Annotated in this window: 12 protein-coding genes and 1 pseudogene; 9 read left to right on the forward strand and 4 right to left on the reverse strand. The window is 71.1% G+C overall.

The window, feature by feature from the left end; genetic code table 11:
* The first annotated feature begins 28 nt into the window (after positions 1-28).
* Complete coding sequence (locus tag M2351_RS21890; protein ID WP_264658176.1) at positions 29-1,081, forward strand: ABC transporter substrate-binding protein; 1,053 nt, start codon at positions 29-31, stop codon at positions 1,079-1,081.
* A 108-nt stretch (positions 1,082-1,189) separates the two neighbouring features.
* Here M2351_RS21890 and M2351_RS21895 read toward each other — a convergent pair whose 3' ends face one another.
* Complete coding sequence (locus M2351_RS21895; protein ID WP_264658177.1) at positions 1,190-1,603, reverse strand: tautomerase family protein; 414 nt, start codon at positions 1,601-1,603, stop codon at positions 1,190-1,192.
* A gap of 101 nt (positions 1,604-1,704) precedes the next feature.
* Between M2351_RS21895 and M2351_RS21900 the strand changes: the two genes are divergently transcribed.
* The 3 genes from M2351_RS21900 (at position 1,705) to pgl (ending at position 5,009) form a co-directional block, all read left to right on the forward strand.
* Positions 1,705-2,565, forward strand: coding sequence for a LysR substrate-binding domain-containing protein (locus M2351_RS21900; protein ID WP_264658178.1), 861 nt, complete (start codon positions 1,705-1,707; stop codon positions 2,563-2,565).
* Between the two features lie 225 nt (positions 2,566-2,790).
* Positions 2,791-4,281, forward strand: a complete 1,491-nt coding sequence (gene zwf / locus M2351_RS21905) for a glucose-6-phosphate dehydrogenase (RefSeq protein ID WP_264658179.1) — start codon at positions 2,791-2,793, stop codon at positions 4,279-4,281.
* Positions 4,278-5,009 carry a 6-phosphogluconolactonase gene (pgl, locus tag M2351_RS21910; RefSeq protein ID WP_264658180.1) on the forward strand — a complete coding sequence of 244 codons (732 nt, stop codon included), beginning with the start codon at positions 4,278-4,280 and terminating at the stop codon, positions 5,007-5,009. The genes zwf and pgl overlap by 4 nt, the downstream gene beginning before the upstream one ends.
* On the opposite strand, the gene M2351_RS21915 is transcribed toward pgl, so the two are convergent.
* A complete protein-coding gene (locus M2351_RS21915; protein ID WP_264658181.1) occupies positions 5,006-5,647 on the reverse strand; it encodes a TetR/AcrR family transcriptional regulator in 642 nt (213 codons plus the stop codon). The genes pgl and M2351_RS21915 overlap by 4 nt on opposite strands.
* 119 nt (positions 5,648-5,766) lie before the next feature.
* Here M2351_RS21915 and M2351_RS45215 point away from each other — a divergent pair.
* From M2351_RS45215 to pbpC, 5 genes and pseudogenes are all read left to right on the forward strand, one after another.
* Positions 5,767-6,252, forward strand: a pseudogene (locus M2351_RS45215) (ATP-binding cassette domain-containing protein); the annotation flags it as partial.
* Positions 6,253-6,363: 111 nt separating this feature from the next.
* Complete coding sequence (locus tag M2351_RS45220; RefSeq protein WP_406567431.1) at positions 6,364-7,365, forward strand: ATP-binding cassette domain-containing protein; 1,002 nt, start codon at positions 6,364-6,366, stop codon at positions 7,363-7,365.
* Between the two features lie 234 nt (positions 7,366-7,599).
* Complete coding sequence (locus tag M2351_RS21925) at positions 7,600-8,622, forward strand: alpha/beta fold hydrolase (RefSeq protein WP_264658183.1); 1,023 nt, start codon at positions 7,600-7,602, stop codon at positions 8,620-8,622.
* A gap of 145 nt (positions 8,623-8,767) precedes the next feature.
* Positions 8,768-13,987, forward strand: coding sequence for an MG2 domain-containing protein (locus M2351_RS21930; protein WP_264658184.1), 5,220 nt, complete (start codon positions 8,768-8,770; stop codon positions 13,985-13,987).
* Positions 13,988-14,241: 254 nt separating this feature from the next.
* Complete coding sequence (gene pbpC / locus M2351_RS21935) at positions 14,242-16,218, forward strand: penicillin-binding protein 1C (protein ID WP_264658185.1); 1,977 nt, start codon at positions 14,242-14,244, stop codon at positions 16,216-16,218.
* A gap of 27 nt (positions 16,219-16,245) precedes the next feature.
* Here the strand turns inward: pbpC and M2351_RS21940 are convergent, their stop codons facing one another.
* Together M2351_RS21940 and M2351_RS21945 are read right to left on the reverse strand one after the other, a co-directional pair.
* Positions 16,246-17,586 carry a PQQ-dependent sugar dehydrogenase gene (locus tag M2351_RS21940; RefSeq protein WP_264658186.1) on the reverse strand — a complete coding sequence of 447 codons (1,341 nt, stop codon included), beginning with the start codon at positions 17,584-17,586 and terminating at the stop codon, positions 16,246-16,248.
* The gene (locus tag M2351_RS21945) at positions 17,583-17,966 is read right to left on the reverse strand and encodes a DUF2231 domain-containing protein (RefSeq protein ID WP_319801912.1); all 384 of its coding nucleotides are present in this window, start codon (positions 17,964-17,966) and stop codon (positions 17,583-17,585) included. Before M2351_RS21945 ends, M2351_RS21940 begins: the two co-directional genes overlap by 4 nt.
* Positions 17,967-18,252 lie beyond the last annotated feature (286 nt).

An 18,252-nucleotide genomic window follows, 5' to 3' on the forward strand; every position in this document is an offset into this window, starting at 1 on the left:
TTCAAACAACGATAAGGAGGTTCACGTCATGTCCAAAGCCAGCACGCTCCGCGCCGCCCTTCTCTCCACCGCGCTCGTCGCCGGGTTCGCCGGTGCGGCCGCCGCGCAGAGCAAGACGCTCTACATCGGCATGAACGGCGGCACGATGGAGAAGACCTACACCGAGCACGTCTTCCCCGCCTTCGAGAAGGCGACCGGCGCCAAGGTCGTGGTGGTCCCGGGCACGTCGTCCGACATCCTGGCCAAGCTCCAGGCGCAGAAGGACAACCCGCAGATGCACGTCGTCTTCCTGGACGACGGGCTGATGTACCGTGCCATGGGCATGGGCCTGTGCCAGAAGACCGCCGCCTCCCCGGTGCTGGACGAGGTCTACCCGACGTCGCGCCTGAAGGGCGACATGGCGGTCGGCGTCAACATGGGCATGACCGGCCTCGCCTATAACACCAAGATGTACCAGGAGAAGGGCTGGGCCGCGCCGACCAGCTGGATGGACTTGGCCGACCCCAAGGTCAAGGGCAAGGTCGTCGTGCAGTCGGCCGCCAGCAGCAGCTTCGGCCTGCACGCCTTCCTGATGTTCAACCGCATCCAGGGCGGCACCGAGGCGAACGTCGAGCCGGGCTTCAAGGCGTGGCGCGGCACCATCGGCCAGAACGTGCTGGAATACATCCCCAGCTCCGCCAAGATCTCGGAGATGGTGCAGACCGGCGAGGCGGCCATGTTCCCGCTGACCCCGACCGCCGTCGGCGCCCTGAAGGAGAAGGGCATCCCGGTGGAATACGCCCAGCCCAAGGAAGGTTCCGCCGTGCTGATGGTCGCCGAATGCGTCGTCGCCAACAACAGCGAGCCCGACCTGTCGCAGAAGCTGGCTGCCTTCCTGCTGGGTGCCGAGGCCCAGGCCAAGGCGCTGGAGTTCGGCAGCCAGATCCCGTCCAACACCACGGTCAAGCCGACCGCCGAGACGGCCAAGCTGATCGAGACCTTCCAGGGCTACATGAAGAACGCCGTCCTGGTGGACTGGGACGTCATCAACGAGAAGCGCCCGGAGTGGAACCAGCGCTGGAACAAGGAAATCGAGCGCTAACCTGATCCGGCGGTGGCATAAACCGCTGATTTAAAGAACAAAAGCCCCTCTCCCTTGTGGGGAGAGGGGCTTTTTGAGCGCTTCGTCCGATAAACCGACCCCACCGCCTCAAGCGGCCGTCCGCGTCAACCGCTGGTCGATGAAGCGGAACTCCTGCGTCACCCCGCCGTACCCGTAGGCCGACGCCGGCACCTCGTGGACGAGCACGTAGCTTTCCTTGTGGACATCGCCAAGAATTCGGGCGAAGGCGGCGAAGATCGCCTCCAGGTAGGCGGCCATCTCCGTCTTGGTGTTGGTGCCGTCCACCACCTTGATGTCGAGCCAGAAGCTGTTCATCCCCTGCTCGGCCAGCGATCGGCCGCCGGCGAACCAGTGAACGGGATCGACGTACTGCACGGCAACCGCGGTGACGGTCGGGTCCTTGCGCAGGTGCTGCTGCGTCAGGCCGGTCACCTCCGCCGCGATGCGGGCGGACAGGGCCGGGTCGGGCTTGCCGGTGACGGATACGGTGATGATAGGCATGGGAGTTTTCCCCTCCTGGGTTTCGTTGCCCCAACCATGCCCGCGCCAATGATCCGAAAAAATCGAATTTCTCCGAAGGAAAACTTCGGTATAATCGAAGAATGCAGCATCTCGACCCCGACCTCCTGCGCACCTTCCTCGCCTTCGTGGACAGCGGCTCGCTCGGCCGGGCGGCGGCCATCGTCGGACGGTCGCCGTCGGCGGTCACCACGCAGATGCAGCGGCTGGAGGAGATGATCGGGGAACCGCTGTTCCAGCCCTCCGGCCGTGGGCGCGCGCTGACCACAACGGGGCAGGAGCTGGCCGGCCACGCCCGCCGCATTCTGGAGGTCCACCGGGCGGCTCTGCTCAGCCTGAAAGGTGGCCGTGCGGAGGGCCGGTTGACGCTCGCCACCACGCAGGACTTCGCCGACCAGGGGCTCGCCCCGCTGCTCCGCCTGTTCGCGCAAACCCACCCGCGGCTGCGGCTGAACCTGCGCGTCGGCCGCTCGGTCGAGCTGGCGCAGGCTTTCGAGGGCGGGGAGATCGACGTGCTGATCACCATGCGCCTGAAGCCCTTCCCCGACGAGGTCGCCGTCCTGCGCGAACCCATGGTCTGGCTCGCGGCATCCAACGGTCTGGTGCACCGGGAGGAGGAGCTTCCGCTCGCCCTGCTCGACCCACCCTGCGGCTTCCGGGATGCGGCGCTCAGCGCGCTTGAGCGAGCCGGCCGTGACTACCGCATCGCAGCGACCAGCCAGAGCCTGTCCGGCCTGAAGTCCGCCGTGGCGGCCGGCGTCGCGGTGACCCTGCGCACCGCCCGCTGGTGCGGCCCCGGCATCGCCGTCGCCCCGCCCGACCTCGCCCTGCCGGAGATGCTTCCGGACATGGGGGAGGCGAACTTCTCCATACGGGTGCGCGCGGGCGCCTCCCCGGCAGCACAGGATCTCGGCCTGCTGCTGGAGGACGGACTGTCCGGCTGACCGGTCCCTCCTGGATCCATCGCCCCCACCTGACGTTCGTTCAAGACAAGCCACGGGCAAAAAGCGGAGGAAACGCGGGGATCCGGTGTCGCCGCAAGCGGCCGGCCCGCCGGGCTTTGCCCGAATGGGACTTTCCGGCGAACCGCCGCCGCACCATTTGCCCGTTCGACCGTCCGGGCATCCGGTCCGGAAGGAATGGTCGTCTTATTTCGCAGAGGTGCACCGATGCCCCCACTGAACCGGCCCTTGACGCCATGCGATTACGTCGTGTTCGGCGGAACCGGGGATTTGGCGATGCGCAAGCTCCTGCCCTCGCTGTTCCAGCGCGACCGCGGCGAACAGCTGCCGCCGGAGGACCGCATCATCGGCGTCTCGCGCCAGGCGATGAGCGACGACCGCTACGTCGCCATGGCCGAGGAAGGCATGCGCCGCCACATGAAGCCGGACGAGTTCGACCCGGCCGTGTGGGACCGCTTCTCCGGCCGCCTTCACCACGCAGCCATCGACGCCACCGGCGAGTCCGGCTGGCCGGAGCTGGCGGAAACGTTGGGCGCGGCGCCCGACCGCGTCCGCATGTTCTACCTCGCCACCGCGCCCGACCTGTTCGGCCCGATCTGCGAGCGCCTCCAGGCCGCCGGCCTTGTGACGGAGCAGAGCCGCGTCGTGCTGGAAAAGCCGATCGGCCACGACCTCTATTCCGCCCGCTGCATCAACGAGCGGGTCGGCGCCGTCTTTTCCGAGCACCAGATCTTCCGCATCGACCATTACGTCGGCAAGGAGACGGTGCAGAACCTGATGGCGTTGCGCTTCGCCAACGTCCTGTTCCAGCCGCTGTGGAACAGCACCTCCATTGACCATGTGCAGATCACGGTGGCCGAGACCATCGGGGTGGAAAGCCGCGGCGGCTATTACGACCACAGCGGCGCGCTGCGCGACATGGTGCAGAACCACCTGCTCCAGCTCCTTTGCCTCGTCGCCATGGAGCCGCCGCTGCACCTCGACAAGGATTCCGTGCGCGACGAGAAGCTGAAGGTGCTGCGCGCGCTGAAGCCGATCGGCCGCGACCAGGTGCCCGCCTGCACGGTGCGCGGCCAGTACCGCGCCGGGGCGGTCGACGGCGCCGCGGTCCGCGGTTACCTGGAGGAGTCCGGCATCGCCCCGGACAGCGGGACGGAGACCTTCGTCGCGCTGCGGGTGGACGTGCAGAACTGGCGCTGGACCGGCGTGCCCTTCTACCTGCGCACCGGCAAGCGGTTGCAGCAGAAGGTGTCGGAGATCGTCATCCAGTTCAAGCCGGTCCCCTATTCGATCTTCCCCCCGACCTCCGGCGAGTTGGCCGCCAACCGGCTGGTCCTGCGCCTGCAGCCCGACGAGGCGGTGCGCCTGCACCTGATGGCGAAGGAACCCGGCCCCGGCGGCATGCGCCTGCGCGAGGTGCCGCTGAACCTCAGCTTCGCGGAGACCTTCAAACACCCGGTGTCCGACGCCTATGTCCGGCTGCTCGGTGACGTGGTGCGCGGCGACCCGACCCTGTTCATGCGCCGCGACGAGGTGGAGGCCGCCTGGGTCTGGACCGAATCCATCCTGGAGGCTTGGCAGACGCGCGGGGAGCCGCCGAAGCCCTACATCGCCGGCACCTGGGGCCCGTCCACCGCCATCGCGATGATCGAGCGCGACGGCCGCACTTGGCACGAGGACGTCGGGGGCGGGCAATGAGCCTGGACGGTTTCTTCGACCCCGACGCCCCGCAGGACGGCCGCCGCAGCTTCGCCAGCGCGGACGCGCTGGTCGAGGCGCTGGCCGCCAGCCTCGCCGCCCGCCTGCGCGGGGCCATCGCCGCCCGCGGCTCCGCGACCCTGGTCGTCTCCGGCGGGCGGACGCCGGAGGCGCTGTTCCGCCAGATGTCCGACCTGCCGCTGGACTGGGCCGCCGTCACCGTCACGCTGGCCGACGAGCGCTGGGTGCCGCCCGACGACCCCGACAGCAACGAGGCGCTGGTCCGCCGGTCCCTGCTGGTCGGCCCGGCCGCCGCGGCGCGCTTCGTCGGCCTCTACACCGGCGCCGACACGCCGGAGGCCGGAGAGGACGCCTGCGACGCCCGCATCCGCGCCCTGTCCCGGCCCTTCGACGCGGTACTTCTCGGCATGGGGGACGACGGCCACACGGCCTCCTTCTTCCCCGGCGCGGCCAACCTCGCCGCGGCGTTGTCCCCGGTGGAGGGCCGTACGGTCCAGGCGATCCGCGCCCCGGGCATCCCCCAGCCACGCATGACACTGACCCTGCCGACGCTGCTCGACACGCAGCGCCTTCTGCTGCTGATCACCGGCGATTCGAAGCGCCGCACGCTGGAACTGGCGGAAGGCGAGGGCCCGGTGGAGGCCATGCCGGTCCGGTCCGTCCTGCGCCAGGACCGCGTTCCTTTGGAGATTTTCTGGGCTCCTTAATGTCCCCTCCCCAGGGCCGCGGTGAAGACCGCCCAGCGTTCGTCGAACAGCCGCTGGAAGGGCGACGGGTCTTCGCCCAGGGGCCCGTCGCCGAGCCGAATGCGGTTGTTGACGCCTTCCAGCAGGTCCACGAGGACCCCGCAAACCCCGGCCGGGTCGCCGAGGTGGAGCGCGCCCGCCGCCTGCGCCGCCGCGGTGGCCTCGACCAGGGGCGCCAGCGCCTCCCCCGACCAAGCCGCCAGCCGTGCGCGCAGCGCGGGCGACAGGGCCGCTTCCGCGCTGACCGACAGGTAGAAGGCCGCGTAGTCGCGTGACGACCCGATCTCGACATAGCGCAGCGCAGCGCGCCGCAACGCCTCCAGCGGCCCCTCCGCCTCGGCGGCGGCCGAGGACAGAGATTGGCGGAAGCGGCCGATATCCCGCGCGACCACGGCGTCGAGCAGGGCCGCCTTGTTGGGGTAGCGGCGGTAGACCGTATGCTTCGACACGCCCAGTTCCAGGGCGATCTCCTCCACCGAACTGTTCGCGACGCCCTTCCGGCAGAAGACGGAGCGCGCGCCGTCCAGGACCTGCGCATCGATGGCCGCGGCCTGTTCGCGGGTCGGCCGTCCCCCCGGCTTGCGTGCGGCGGCTTCCATGCATGCTCCTTTCGAAAGCGGAACGGTCGAAAACGGCACGGTGCCGTTGCGTTTTTCGCCGGCCTCTGATATCAGCACGATACCGTGCTGATATTCACGTTTCAATGGGGTCCCCAGGCATGGCGTCCATCACCCTGACCCGGCTCTCCTGGTCGGCGCCCGACAGCCGCCGCGTCCTGTCCGATCTCGACCTCGCCTTCGGGCGGGAGCGTACGGGGCTGGTCGGGCGCAACGGGACCGGCAAGACCACTCTGCTGAAGCTGATTGCCGGGGAGCTTCGTCCGCTCTCCGGCAGCGTTTCGGTGAACGGCACCCTCGGTGTCCTGAAGCAGGTGGTGCAACCAGGGGAGCGGGACACGGTGGCCGACCTGTTCGGCGCGACCGCCGCACTCGCCACCCTGCGCCGCGCCGAGGCCGGCCTTGCCGATGCCGACGAGCTGGCCGGGGCCGACTGGACGCTGGAGGAACGCATCGCGGCCGCGCTGGGGCGCGTCGGGCTGGACGCCCGGCCGGACACGCGGCTGGCGGCGCTGTCCGGCGGCCAGCGGACACGCGCCAGCCTCGCCGCGGCGGTCTTCACCGAGCCGGACGTCCTGCTGCTCGACGAGCCGACGAACAACCTCGACCGGGATGGGCGGGAGGCGGTGACGGCGCTGCTCGCGGGCTGGCGCGCCGGCGCCATCGTGGTCAGCCACGACCGCGCACTGCTCGACCGGATGGACGCCATCGTCGAGTTGACCTCGCTGGGGGCGGCGCGCTTCGGGGGCAACTGGACCCATTACCGGGAGCGCAAGGCGGCCGAACTGTCGGCGGCGCAGCAGGACTTGGCTCACGCGGAGAAGACAGCGGCGGAGGTCGACCGCAGGGCGCAACGCGCGGCGGAGCGCAAGGACCGCCGCGACGCCGCCGGGGCGCGCAAGGGCGACCGCGGCGACCTGCCCCGCATCCTGCTGGGCGGCCGGAAGAGCCGCGCCGAGGCCAGCCGTGGCGATGCCGCCAAGCTGGCCGGTCGGCAGAGGGCGGAGGCCGGGGCGGCGGTGGAGGCCGCGCGGTCCCGCCTCGAAATCCTCCAGGATCTGTCGGTGGCGCTGCCGCCAACCGGGCTCCCGACAAACCGGACGGTGCTCCGGCTGGACGGCGTCACCGCTGGACACGACGTCGCCCGCCCGGTCATTCGCGACTTGTCCCTGACCATGGTCGGACCGGAGCGCATTGCTATCGTCGGGCCGAACGGGTCGGGCAAAACGACGCTGCTGAACCTGATCGCCGGCCGGATCCCGCCCATCCGGGGCACGGTGTCCGTCGCCGTGGGTTTCGCCATGCTCGACCAGCGCGTGGGCATCCTCGACCCCGTGGAGTCCATTCTCGACAATTTCCTGCGCCTCAATCCCGGTGCGAGCGAGAACGCCTGCCGGGCCACCCTCGCCCGCTTCCTGTTCCGGGCGGACGCCGCGCTTCAGCGGGTCGGCACGCTGAGCGGCGGGCAGACGCTGCGCGCCGGGCTCGCCTGCGCCCTGGGCGGGCCGCAGCCGCCGTCACTGCTCCTCCTCGACGAGCCGACCAATCATCTGGACGTGGAGTCGATCGAGGCCGTGGAGGCGGGACTGGCGTCCTACGACGGCGCGCTCCTGCTGGTAAGCCACGACGAGGCGTTCCTCGCCAACCTGGGGGTCGGCCGGCGCCTGGACCTCACCCCGTCCCCGGCGCAAAGCGCATAACCCCCATTGGGAGAAGCGACGCGGCGCGCCACCGAGGAGACATTGTATCCCACTGTATCCGGGCGGCCCGCCGATACAGAGGCTTTCAAATCTCCGCCGCCCGAACATGGTGGAGATACATCGGCATCGGAGTCTGTGGGTGTGGTTGATGCAGTCATGGAGGGATCGATGGCAGAGAACAGCGTTGCGGGAAAAACCGTCACGGACAGCGTGGACCGGGGACGGCGCCGGTTCATGAGCACGGCAGCCCTGGGCACGGCAGCCCTGGGCGTCGCGGCGGCCGGATTCGGCGTGACGGCCGCCCCGGCCTGGTCGGCGGAAACGGCGCCGCCCCGCCCGGCGGCGGGTGGCGGGGCAACAACCTTCAAGCCACTGAAACAGGTGAACGCCGGCCCGCTGAACGTCGGCTACGCCGAGGATGGCCCCGCCGACGGCCCGCCGGTGCTCCTGCTGCACGGCTGGCCCTACGACATCCACAGCTATGTGGAGGTGGCCCCCATCCTCGCGGCGGCGGGCTACCGGGTCATCATTCCCTACCTGCGGGGCTACGGCACGACGCGGTTTCTGTCGGACGACACGCGCCGGAACAGCCAGCAGGCGGCCATCGCCGCCGACGCCATCGCCCTGATGGACGCCCTGAAAATCGACAAGGCGGTCGTCGCCGGCTACGACTGGGGCGCCCGCACCGCCAACATCATGGCCGCGCTCTGGCCGGAGCGCTGCAAGGCCATGGTTTCGGTGAGCGGCTACCTCATCGGCAGCCAGGAGCTGAACCGGATGCCGCTGCCGCCCAAGGCCGAGTTGCAGTGGTGGTATCAGTATTACTTCGCGACCGACCGCGGCCGGGACGGCTACGCCAAATACACGCGCGACTTCGTCCGCCTGATCTGGGAGCTGGCCTCGCCGAAATGGGCCTTCGACGACGCGACCTTCGCACGGTCGGCCCCCGCCTTCGACAATCCCGACCATGTCGCGATCTCGATCCACAACTACCGCTGGCGCCTCGGCCTGGCGGAGGGGGAGCCGCAGTACGACGCGCTGGAAAAGACGCTCGCCACCCTTCCGACGATCGCAGTGCCGACGATCACCATGGAAGGCGACGCGAACGGCGCCCCGCACCCGGATCCCGCCGTCTACGCCAAGAAGTTCACCGGCCGCTACGAGCACCGGCTGATCACCGGCGGCATCGGCCACAACCTGCCGCAGGAGGCACCGCAGGCCTTCGCCCAGGCGGTGCTCGACGTCGCAAAGTTTTGACCGCCGCGCCCCAAGGCACTGAAGGAGGTCTCGCACCACTCGCACCAAACGGAAGGCATCGCCGCTCGCCAGCGTCGGGTTGCTCGGCTATAAATCGGAGGTTGGTTAAGGCGTCTTAACGCCCCTGCGAAGAAGGGTGACTCCCATGGCCCGGCTGCTGGCGCTCCTCCTCGTTCTCTGTGTCGTCGTCGCGAGCCCGCCGGTGCGGGCGGAGTATGTGCCGCCGGGCCTCGGCAACGAGGCCTCGGCCTACGCGCAGTCCCTGCGCGCCAAGGCGCCGCCTCAGCCGAACGCGCAGCAGCGGGCCGACGCGCTGAAGCAGGCCCGCGCCGGACTCCAGCAGGGCAACGGCGCCGCGGCCGTGCCGAAGTTCGAGCAGGCGATCACGCTGGGCGCCATGAGCCCGTCGGTGTGGCTGGAACTCAGCAACGCCTGGATGGCCCAGCCGACGCCAAACAAGGAGCGGGCGCTCCAGGCCGCCCGCCTCGCCTACACTGCCGAGGGCGGCAAGGACGAGGACCGCGTCGCCGCCCAGTGGCGGATGGCCGACCTGCTGGAGGGACCCTTCGGCAAGCCGGACGAGGCGGTGAAGGTGCTGCGCGACGTCCAGGCGATGGCGCCGAAACTGGACAAGGCCCTGCTCGACGCCCGCGCGCCGGGGCTGGACGGGCGGCTGCTGGCGCTCCGCCAGCAGGTCGGCCTGTCGCTGCGCGCCGTCCGCGTCAACCCGGAGGACGAGGCCCCGCGGGTCTGTTTCAGCTTCTCCGACGCGCTGAGCACCAAGCGCGGCCTGCGCTTCGACGATTTCCTGCGGATCGAGCCGCCGACCCGCGTGGCGGTGGAAACGCGCGACCACGACCTCTGCCTGCGCGGCTTCACCCACGGCAACGGCTACACGGTCACGCTGCGCCAGGGTCTGCCCGGCGAGGACGGCGTGCTGCTGAAATCGGACGAGACGCAGCGCGTGCGCGTCCCCGACCGGCCGGCCATGGCCGCGTTCCGCGGTAACGCCTTCATCCTGCCGCGCAGCGGGGCGGACGGCATCCCGGTGGTGAGCGTCAACGCCGACAAGCTGAACGTCGCGGTCTACCGCATCGCCGACCGCAACCTCGTCCCCGGATCGCAGGACGGGCGCCTGTTCACCCCGCTGTCCGGAAGCGCCGCCGAGGTGCTGGCCGACCAGCGCGGAGAGCTGGTGTGGAAAGGCACGCTGGAAACGAAAGGCGAGCGCAATAAGGAGACCACGACGGCCCTGCCCTTCCGCCAAGCGGCGGGCGAGGCGCCGAAGCCCGGCCTCTACGCCGTCACCGCCGAACCGGCGGACGTGGAGCCGGCGGAGGACTGGTCCGACCTCGCCACCCAGTGGGTGGTGGTGTCGGACATCGGCCTGACCAGCCTGCGCGGCGCGGACGGGATCACGGTCTTCGCCCGCTCCTACGGCACCGCCAAGCCGATGCCGGGGGTGGAGGTGGCTCTGGTCGCCCGCAACAACGCGGAGCTGGCGCGCGTCACCACCGACGCGATGGGCCGCGCGACCTTCCCGCCCGGCATCGTGCGCAGCCGCGGCGGCAACATGCCGGAGATGGCCATGGCCTACGCCGGCGGCGACTTCGCCATGCTGGACCTGACCAGCGCCGCCTTCGACCTGTCCGACCGTGGGGTCGGCGGGCGGGCGGCGCCGGGGCCGATGGATGCCTTCGTCTACACCGACCGCGGCGTCTACCGGCAGGGCGAGACGGTCAACCTCGGCATCCTGCTGCGCGACGACCGGACGGACGCGGTAGAAAATTTCCCGCTGACCGTCAAGGTGCTGCGGCCGAGCGGGACCGAATACTATTCCGGCCAAGCCCCCGCCCACCCCGCGGGCGGCTTCTTCCTGCCGCTGGCGCTGTCGAAGACCGCGCCGCTCGGCGGCTGGCAGGTGCTGGTCTACAGCGACCCGAAGGGGGAGCCGGTCGGGCGCGCCAACTTCCAGGTCGAGGATTTCGTGCCGCTGAAGCTGGCGCTCGACGTCGCCGCCTCGGCCCCCGTCCTGACCGTCGGGCGGCCCTTCGAGGTGGTGGCGAGTGGCCGCTTCCTCTACGGCCCGCCGGCCGCCGGGCTCGACGGCACCGCCGAGGTGGCGCTCCAGCCCGACCCGATGCCCTACCCTGCCTTCAAGGACTACTGCTTTGGCCTCGCCCAGGAGACGGTGAACAGCCGGCTGGAGACGCTGGAGTTCCCGACGACCGACGCGGAAGGCAAGTCCCACATCGCGGTTGCGCTGCCCGGCCTGCCGGACACCACCCGCCCCCTGCGCGCCGACATCCACGTGACCCTGGCGGAGCCCGGCGGACGGCCGGCGCGCGCGTCGGTGACCGTGCCGGTGCGCAGCGCCTCCTACGCCATCGGCCTGCGTCCGCAGTTCCGCGACGGCCACATCGGGGAGGGGCAGGAGGCCCTGTTCGACCTCGTCGCCGTGGCCCCCGACGGCACGGCGCTGGCCAAGCAGAACCTAAGTTGGGAACTGGTGGAGGAGCGTGTCACCTTCCAATGGTACCGGCAGGGCGGGCGCGTCAGCTACACGGCCGTCACCCGCGACGTGCCGATCACGTCGGGCACGGTCAGCGTCGCGGCGGACAAGCCGGCGGTGCTGTCGCTCGGCAAGCGCGACTTCGGCCGCTACCGGCTGGAGGTGACGGACAAGGCGGCGCGCGTCGCCAGCTCCATCCGCTTCGCCTCGGGCTGGCAGACCGCCGAGGACAACGCCGGCACGCCGGACAAGCTGGAGGTCACCGCCGACAAGCCGGCCTACGCGCCGGGCGAGACGGCGCGGCTGAAGATCACCCCGCCCTTCGCGGGGGAGGTCCTGCTGACCGTCGCCACCGACCGGCTGTTCGACGTCCGCACCCTGTCGGTCCCGGCCGGGGGCTCGACCGTCGAGGTCAAGATCGACCCGGCTTGGGGTCCTGGCGCCTACGTCACCGCCACCGCCTACCGCCCGCCGGTCAAGGGGCGGGAGCGGCAGCCGGTGCGCGCCATCGGGCTCGCTTGGCTCGGTATCGACCCGGCCGCGCGCACGCTGACCGTGGCGCTCGACGCACCCGCTGTGATCACGCCGCGTGGGCCGGTCGAGGTCGGAGTGAAGGTCGCCGCCGCGGCGGGGACGCCGGACGACACCTACGTCACGCTGGCCGCGGTGGACGAGGGCATCCTGCGCCTGACCGACTTCGCCAGCCCGCAGCCGGGCAAGCATTTCTTCGGCAAGCGGATGCTGGGGCTCGACATCCGCGACGACTACGGCCGGCTGATCGACGCGCTGGATGGTCCCTTCGGCGCGCTACGCCAGGGCGGCGATTCCAGCGGGGCCGGGCTGCCGGTGGTGCCCTTCACAGTGGTGTCGCTGTTCCAGGGACCGATCAAGGTCGGCGCCGACGGCACCGCCCGCGTCCGCCTGGACATCCCCGACTTCAATGGGGAGTTGCGCCTGATGGCCGTCGCCTTCAGCCGCAGCCGGGTCGGCTCCGCCGCGCAAGCCCTGACGGTCCGCGACCCGCTGGTGGCCGATGCCATCACGCCCCGCTTCCTCGCCCCCGGCGACGAGAGCCGCGTCACCCTGAACCTCCACAACGTGGAGGGGACGGAGGGCCCCTACGCAGTCAACGTCGAGGGCCGCGACGCCGTGGCGGTGGAAGGCGGCCAGCAGTCCGTCCCGCTGGCGAAGGGGGAGCGAAAGACGCTGGTTCTTCCGCTGAAGGGCGTCACCGCCGGCATCGGCCACATCGCGGTGACGGTGACCGGGCCGGATGGGCGGACGCTGTCGCACGACACCGGCATCACCGTGCGGCCGGCCCGCCCGGTGGAGACGCAGTTCACCACCAGCCAGCTGGCGCCGGGTGAGCAGGTGCGCATCGACGGAGTGTCGCTCGCGAACTTCGTGCCGGGGACCGGCGGCCTGTCGGTCAGCTTCAGCACGGCGCCGCCCTTCGACGTGGCGGGCATCCTGCGGGCGCTGGACCGCTACCCCTTCGGCTGTTCGGAGCAGACCATCAGCCGTGCCCTGCCCCTACTGGCGGTGCGCGACGTGGAGCTGGCTTTGGGCACCGACCGCAAGCCCGACGACGGTCTGGAATCGCGCATCCAGCAGGCGGTGGCCCGCACGCTGGACCGCCAGCGCTTCGACGGCAGCTTCGGCCTGTGGAGCGCCTATGGCGATTCGGACGCTTGGCTGACCGCCTACGCGACGGAGTTCCTGATCCGCGCGCGTCAGAAGGGCAATCCCGTCCCCGACAAGCCCCTGGCCGATGCGCTCGCCTGGCTGCGCCAGCGCGCCGTTGCCAGCGCCGGCGGGCCCGAGGACTTGGCGGCGCGCGCCTACGCCCTGCACGTCCTGGCGCTGGGCGGCATTTCCCTGCCGGGGCCGGCGCGCTACCTGCACGACACGGCGCTGGAGCAGCTGCCGACCCCGCTCGCCAAGGGGCAGCTGGGCGCGGCGCTGGCCCGCATGGGCGACGCGGAGCGGGCGAACAGCGCCTTCGATTCCGCGGTCGCCCGGCTGGCGCGCAACGAGTGGCACGCCGACTACGGCTCCACCACCCGCGATGCGGCGGCGCTGATCGCGATCGCCGCGGAGGTCAACATGCTGGGCAACCGCCTGCCGGCGTTGCTCGACCGGCTGCCGGCCTCGGCTACCGCGGCGAACCGGACCAACACGCAGGAGAAGGCCTGGGCGGTGCTGGCCGCCGACGCGCTGCTGCGCGGCAGCCCCGGCCCGGTGGAGCTGGCCCTGCCCGGCGGCGTGAAGCGTACGGGCGCGCGGGTCGACCTGACGCCGACCGCCGCGCAACTTGCCGGTGGCCTGCCGGTCGGCAACGCCGGCAAGGCGGCGGTCTGGCAGGCGGTGTCGCTGTCCGGCGTGCCCACCGCCCCGGCCCTGGCGGCGCGCGAGGGGCTGCGCATCAAGCGCAACTTCTTCCACAAGGACGGCAGCCCGGTGAACCTGGACGACATCCACCAGAACGACGTGTTCCTGGTGGTGCTGGAGGGCGAGTCGACGACCAAGCTGTTCCACCAGCTCGCTGTGACCCACCCGCTGCCCGCCGGCTGGGAGATCGAGAACCCCCGCTTCGGCGCCGGGGGCACCAGCGACTTCGAGTGGCTGACCGACCTGTCCGTCCCCAACAGCTTTGAGTCGCGCGACGACCGCTTCACTGCCGCGGTCGACATCGCGGAGGAGGGTCCGCAGACCTTCAAGCTGGCCTTCCTGGTGCGCGCGGTGACGCCAGGAAGCTACGAATTGCCCGGCGCCTCGGTCGAGGACATGTACAAGCCCCGCTTCTTCGCCCGCCAAGCCGCCGGGCGGATCGCGGTAAAGCCGGCGATGTGATGGACGGGCAAGGGCCGCAACCTTCACCCTCTCCCCTCTGGGGAGAGGGAGGGGCCCGCGCCAAGGCGCGGGAGGGTGAGGGGGTTGCGCGTGGCGGTGCGTTCGGCAAAAGCGCATCCCCCTCACCCCAACCCTCTCCCCGGGGGGGAGAGGGAGCAAGAGCCCGTTGGCGAACGGTCGCTCTGGTCGGCATCGTCGGTATCAGTGCTCTCACCGCCGCCCTCCTCACCCTCGACACCCTGTTCCCACCACCCTTGCAGCGGCTTCAGGACCTGTCCGTCACCGTCACCGACCGGGCGGGTGAGCCCCTGCGCATCTTCACCAGCCGGGCCGGGGCGTGGCGCCTGCCGGCAACGGCGGACCAAGTCGCGCCAGCCTTCATCGATCTGCTGCTGGCCTACGAGGACCGCCGCTTCCGCGACCATCCCGGCGTCGATCCGCTGGCCGTCTTGCGCGCGGCGGGGCAGAACCTGACCGCCGGCCGGGTGGTTTCCGGCGCCTCGACCCTGACCATGCAGGTGGCCCGCCTGCTGGAGCCGCGGCCGCGCACGCTGCGGTCCAAGCTGATCGAAATGGCCCGCGCGGCCCAGTTGGAATGGCGCTACGACAAGCCCGCCATACTGGCCATGTACCTGACGCTGGCCCCCTACGGTGGCAATGTGGAGGGGATCCGCGCCGCGTCCCCGACCCTGTTCGGCAAGCCGCCGACGGAGCTGACGCCGGCCGAGGCCGCCCTGCTGGTGGCGCTGCCGCAGGCCCCCTCCCTGCTGCGCCCCGACCGGGCGGCGGAGCGGGCGCGGGCGGCGCGCGACAAGGTGCTGGACCGCGCGGTGCTGGCAGGATCCCTGTCGCCGCGCGCGGCGGAGGAGGCGAAGCAGGAGCCGGTCCCCGCCGCCAAGCTGCCCCTGCCCGCCTCCGCCCCCCATCTGGCCGACGCGCTGCGCGGCGCCCATCCGGGCCAGCCGGTGGTGGCGAGCACGCTCGACGGCGGCCTGCAACGCACCGTCGAGGCGATGGCGCGGCGCGAGGCCGAGACGCTGCACGAGCGGGCCGGCCTTGCCGTTCTGGTGGTGGACAACCGCAGCCGCAGCGTCCTCGCCTGGGTCGGCAGCCCGGATTTCCTGGACGAGCGGCGGCAGGGGCCGATCGACATGGTGCGGGCGGTGCGCTCGCCGGGGTCGGCGCTGAAGCCCTTCATCTACGGGCTGGGGTTCGACGAGGGACTGATCCACCCGCTGACCCAGGTGGCCGACGTGTCCACCCGCTTCGGCGACTACGCCCCGCGCAACTTCGACCGCGGCTTCAGCGGCGACCTGACGGTCGCGGAGGCGTTGCAGCGCTCCCTGAACGTGCCGGCGGTGCTGGTGCTGGACCGCGTCGGGCCGATGCGCTTCACCGAGGCCCTGCGGCGGGCGGGCGCCACGCTGGTGATGCCGCCGGGAACGGCGGAGCCGGGCCTGCCGGTGGCGCTGGGCGGCGCCTCCATCAGCCTGCTGGACATGGCGGCGCTCTACGCCGGGCTGGCGCGCGACGGGATGGTGGCGCCGCTGCGCGCCGATCCCACGGCAGCGGAGGGCGCCGCGAACCGCCTGCTGTCCCCCGCCGCCGCGCAGCAGGTGCGCGCCATCCTGGAGGGGGCGGCCCCGCCCACCGGCGTGGTGCAGGACCAGGGGCAGCAGGCGCTCGGCCCCATCGCGCTGAAGACGGGGACCAGCTACGGCTTCCGCGACGCCTGGGCCTTCGGCGTGACGGAGCGCTACACCGTCGGCGTCTGGGTGGGGCGGCCGGACGGCACGCCCAGCCCAGACCGCTACGGCCGCAACACGGCGGCCCCCCTGCTCTACCGCGTCTACGACCTGCTGCCGCGCGACCGCGGCCGGCCGGCCGGGCCGCTCGCCGCGGGGACCGCGCCGCCGGCGCTGCTCCGCCGCCTGAACGCCGGTGAGCCGGCCCTGGCCGCCGCCGCGCGCCAGCCCGACCCGCCGCGCCTCGTCTTCCCGTCCAACGACATGGTGCTGGAGGCGCTGAGCCCGGACGGGCAAGCCGACCCGCTGACCCTGACCGCCACGGGCGGGCGCCGGCCGCTGTCCTGGCTGGTCGACGGGCGGCGCGTCGCGGTGACGCCGATCCGCCGCGACATCGACTGGACGCCCGGTGGGGCCGGCACCGTGCGGATCACCGTGCTCGACGCCGACGGGCGCAGCGACAGCGCGACGGTGGAGATCCGCTGACGCGACGGACCTCCGGGAAGGCTGCGCTTAAGGTTTTGCCGTACCCGGGCTCGTCGGCGCTTCGGCTGTGGGGGTCCGGTTGTTGGAAGTGACGCGCCAGATCGTGTTCGACAGGTCGTCGGCGACGATCAGGGCACCCTTCGGGTCGACGGTGACGCCGACCGGCCGGCCGAAGGTTTTGCCGTTTTCCTGGAACCCGGTTACGACGTCGACCGGCGGACCGGCGGGGGCGCCGTCGCGGAAGGGGACGAAGACGACCTTGTAGCCGCTGGGCACGTTCCGGTTCCAGCTGCCATGCTCGCCCACGAACGCGCCGTCGGCAAAGCGCCCGCCCATGGCCGGCGCGGAGAAGGCCACGCCGAGTGCCGCGACGTGCGCGCCCAGGCTGTAGTCGGGCTGGATCGCCGAGGCGACCTTCTGCGGGTCCTGCGGCTGGGCGCGCGGATCGACGTTCTGGCCCCAATAGCTGTAGGGCCAGCCGTAGAAGGCGCCGTCGCGAACCGACGTCAGGTAGTCGGGGACGAGGTTGGGTCCAAGCTCGTCACGCTCGTTCGCCACGGCCCACAGCTTGCCCGTGCCCGGCTGGATGGCCAGCGCGGTGGGGTTGCGGATGCCGGTGGCGTAGGGGCGGTGCGCGCCCGTCTGGGCATCGATCTCCCAGATCATCGCGCGGTCCAGCTCCGCGGGCATGCCGCGTTCCGTGATGTTGCTGTTGGAGCCGATGCCGACGTAAAGGAAGCGCCCGTCCTGGCTGGCGGCCAGCGACTTGGTCCAGTGGTGGTTGATGTAGGACGGCAGGTCGGTAACCTTGACCGGCGGCCCGTCGGCGCGGGTCTGCCCCTCGTGGTAGGTGAAGCGCACGAGCGCGTCCTGGTTCGCGACGTAGAGCTGGTCCTTCACCAGCGCCAGCCCGTAGGGCGCGTTCAGATGGTCGGCGAAGACGGTCCGTTCCTCGTAGACGCCGTCGCCGTCCTTGTCCCGCAGCAGGGTCAGGCGGTTGCCGCTCTTGACCGAGGTCGTCCCCTTGGCCTTGATGACGCCAGCGATGAAGTCCTTCGGCCGCACCGCCGACTCCCCGCCGCCCCGGCCCTCGGCCACCAAGATGTCGCCGTTGGGCAGGACGAGGGTCTGGCGCGGGATGCCGAGGTCGGTGGCGATGGCCGTGACCGAGAAGCCGTCCGGCACGTTCGGCTTCTTGCCGCCCCATTGCGCGGGATCGGCGATCTTCATGCTGGGAAGCAGGCCGCTCTCTTGCGCGGGCAGCTTCGGGTTGGCGCCGTACACCGGCGCCCCCGGATCGTCGTTGCCGTCGCAGGCGGCCAGCAGGGCCACGAGCGCCGCGGCGGCCAAAAGGCTGGACCGGTTCATGGCGTCACTCCCACGCGAAGGCTGGAGAAGCCGACCCAGGTCGCCAGGATGGCGGCCACGGTGACGATCACCGACAGGATCAGGCCGTCCGGCATGGATCCATAGGCGTCCCGCGCGTGCACGAACGAGTTGACGAGGCCGAGCGCGAAGGTGACGAGCAGCAGGACGAAGGTGAGCAGCGCCTGCTTCCGGCGCCCGCGGGCGCGGGCCAGGTCGATGAGGGAGGACAGGACCGCCAACCCGGTGAAGACCATGCCGCCCGCGATCAGCCAGGCCGCGAAGTTGCTCCACTGGATGTCAAAGGTCGAATAGTAGGCATAGTCGCTCAGCAGCCCGCCCAGGAACAGCGGGATGGTGGCGGCGAGCAGCACCGCGTGCAAGGGATGGATCCCCCTTGCCGGTCGGTAATGCGGTCTTTCATCGATGACGGCAGCCACGGCGTTGTCTCCTTGCGCGGCAGGACCCCTTGGCGACGCATTGGGCGTCAGCCCACTGGGCGTCAACGCACCGGGCGCCGAAGCACGCGCGAATTGCAGTGTTCATGAATCATAATGCGGGCGCGAAAGGATGGTTCCGGGCGGCGCAGGGCATGCGCGTGCCGAACGGGAGATCACAACACCGTTACGACGGGTCGCGCGCCGGGCACCAAAGCGGCGACCGGGTGTT

It is taken from the genome of Azospirillum canadense, from assembly GCF_025961225.1.
GTDB lineage: Bacteria > Pseudomonadota > Alphaproteobacteria > Azospirillales > Azospirillaceae > Azospirillum > Azospirillum canadense.

Excerpts from the sequence above, each read along its gene's own strand:
- M2351_RS21925 (WP_264658183.1), top strand. The coding sequence starts at position 7,600 with ATGAGCACGGCAGCCCTGGGCACGGCAGCCCTGGGCGTCGCGGCGGCC.
- M2351_RS45220 (WP_406567431.1), top strand. The coding sequence starts at position 6,364 with ATGGACGCCATCGTCGAGTTGACCTCGCTGGGGGCGGCGCGCTTCGGG.
- M2351_RS21940 (WP_264658186.1), bottom strand. The coding sequence starts at position 17,586 with ATGAACCGGTCCAGCCTTTTGGCCGCCGCGGCGCTCGTGGCCCTGCTG.
- pgl (WP_264658180.1), top strand. The coding sequence starts at position 4,278 with ATGAGCCTGGACGGTTTCTTCGACCCCGACGCCCCGCAGGACGGCCGC.
- M2351_RS21895 (WP_264658177.1), bottom strand. The coding sequence starts at position 1,603 with ATGCCTATCATCACCGTATCCGTCACCGGCAAGCCCGACCCGGCCCTG.
- M2351_RS21890 (WP_264658176.1), top strand. The coding sequence starts at position 29 with ATGTCCAAAGCCAGCACGCTCCGCGCCGCCCTTCTCTCCACCGCGCTC.
- M2351_RS21915 (WP_264658181.1), bottom strand. The coding sequence starts at position 5,647 with ATGGAAGCCGCCGCACGCAAGCCGGGGGGACGGCCGACCCGCGAACAG.
- M2351_RS21930 (WP_264658184.1), top strand. The coding sequence starts at position 8,768 with ATGGCCCGGCTGCTGGCGCTCCTCCTCGTTCTCTGTGTCGTCGTCGCG.
- zwf (WP_264658179.1), top strand. The coding sequence starts at position 2,791 with ATGCCCCCACTGAACCGGCCCTTGACGCCATGCGATTACGTCGTGTTC.
- M2351_RS21900 (WP_264658178.1), top strand. The coding sequence starts at position 1,705 with ATGCAGCATCTCGACCCCGACCTCCTGCGCACCTTCCTCGCCTTCGTG.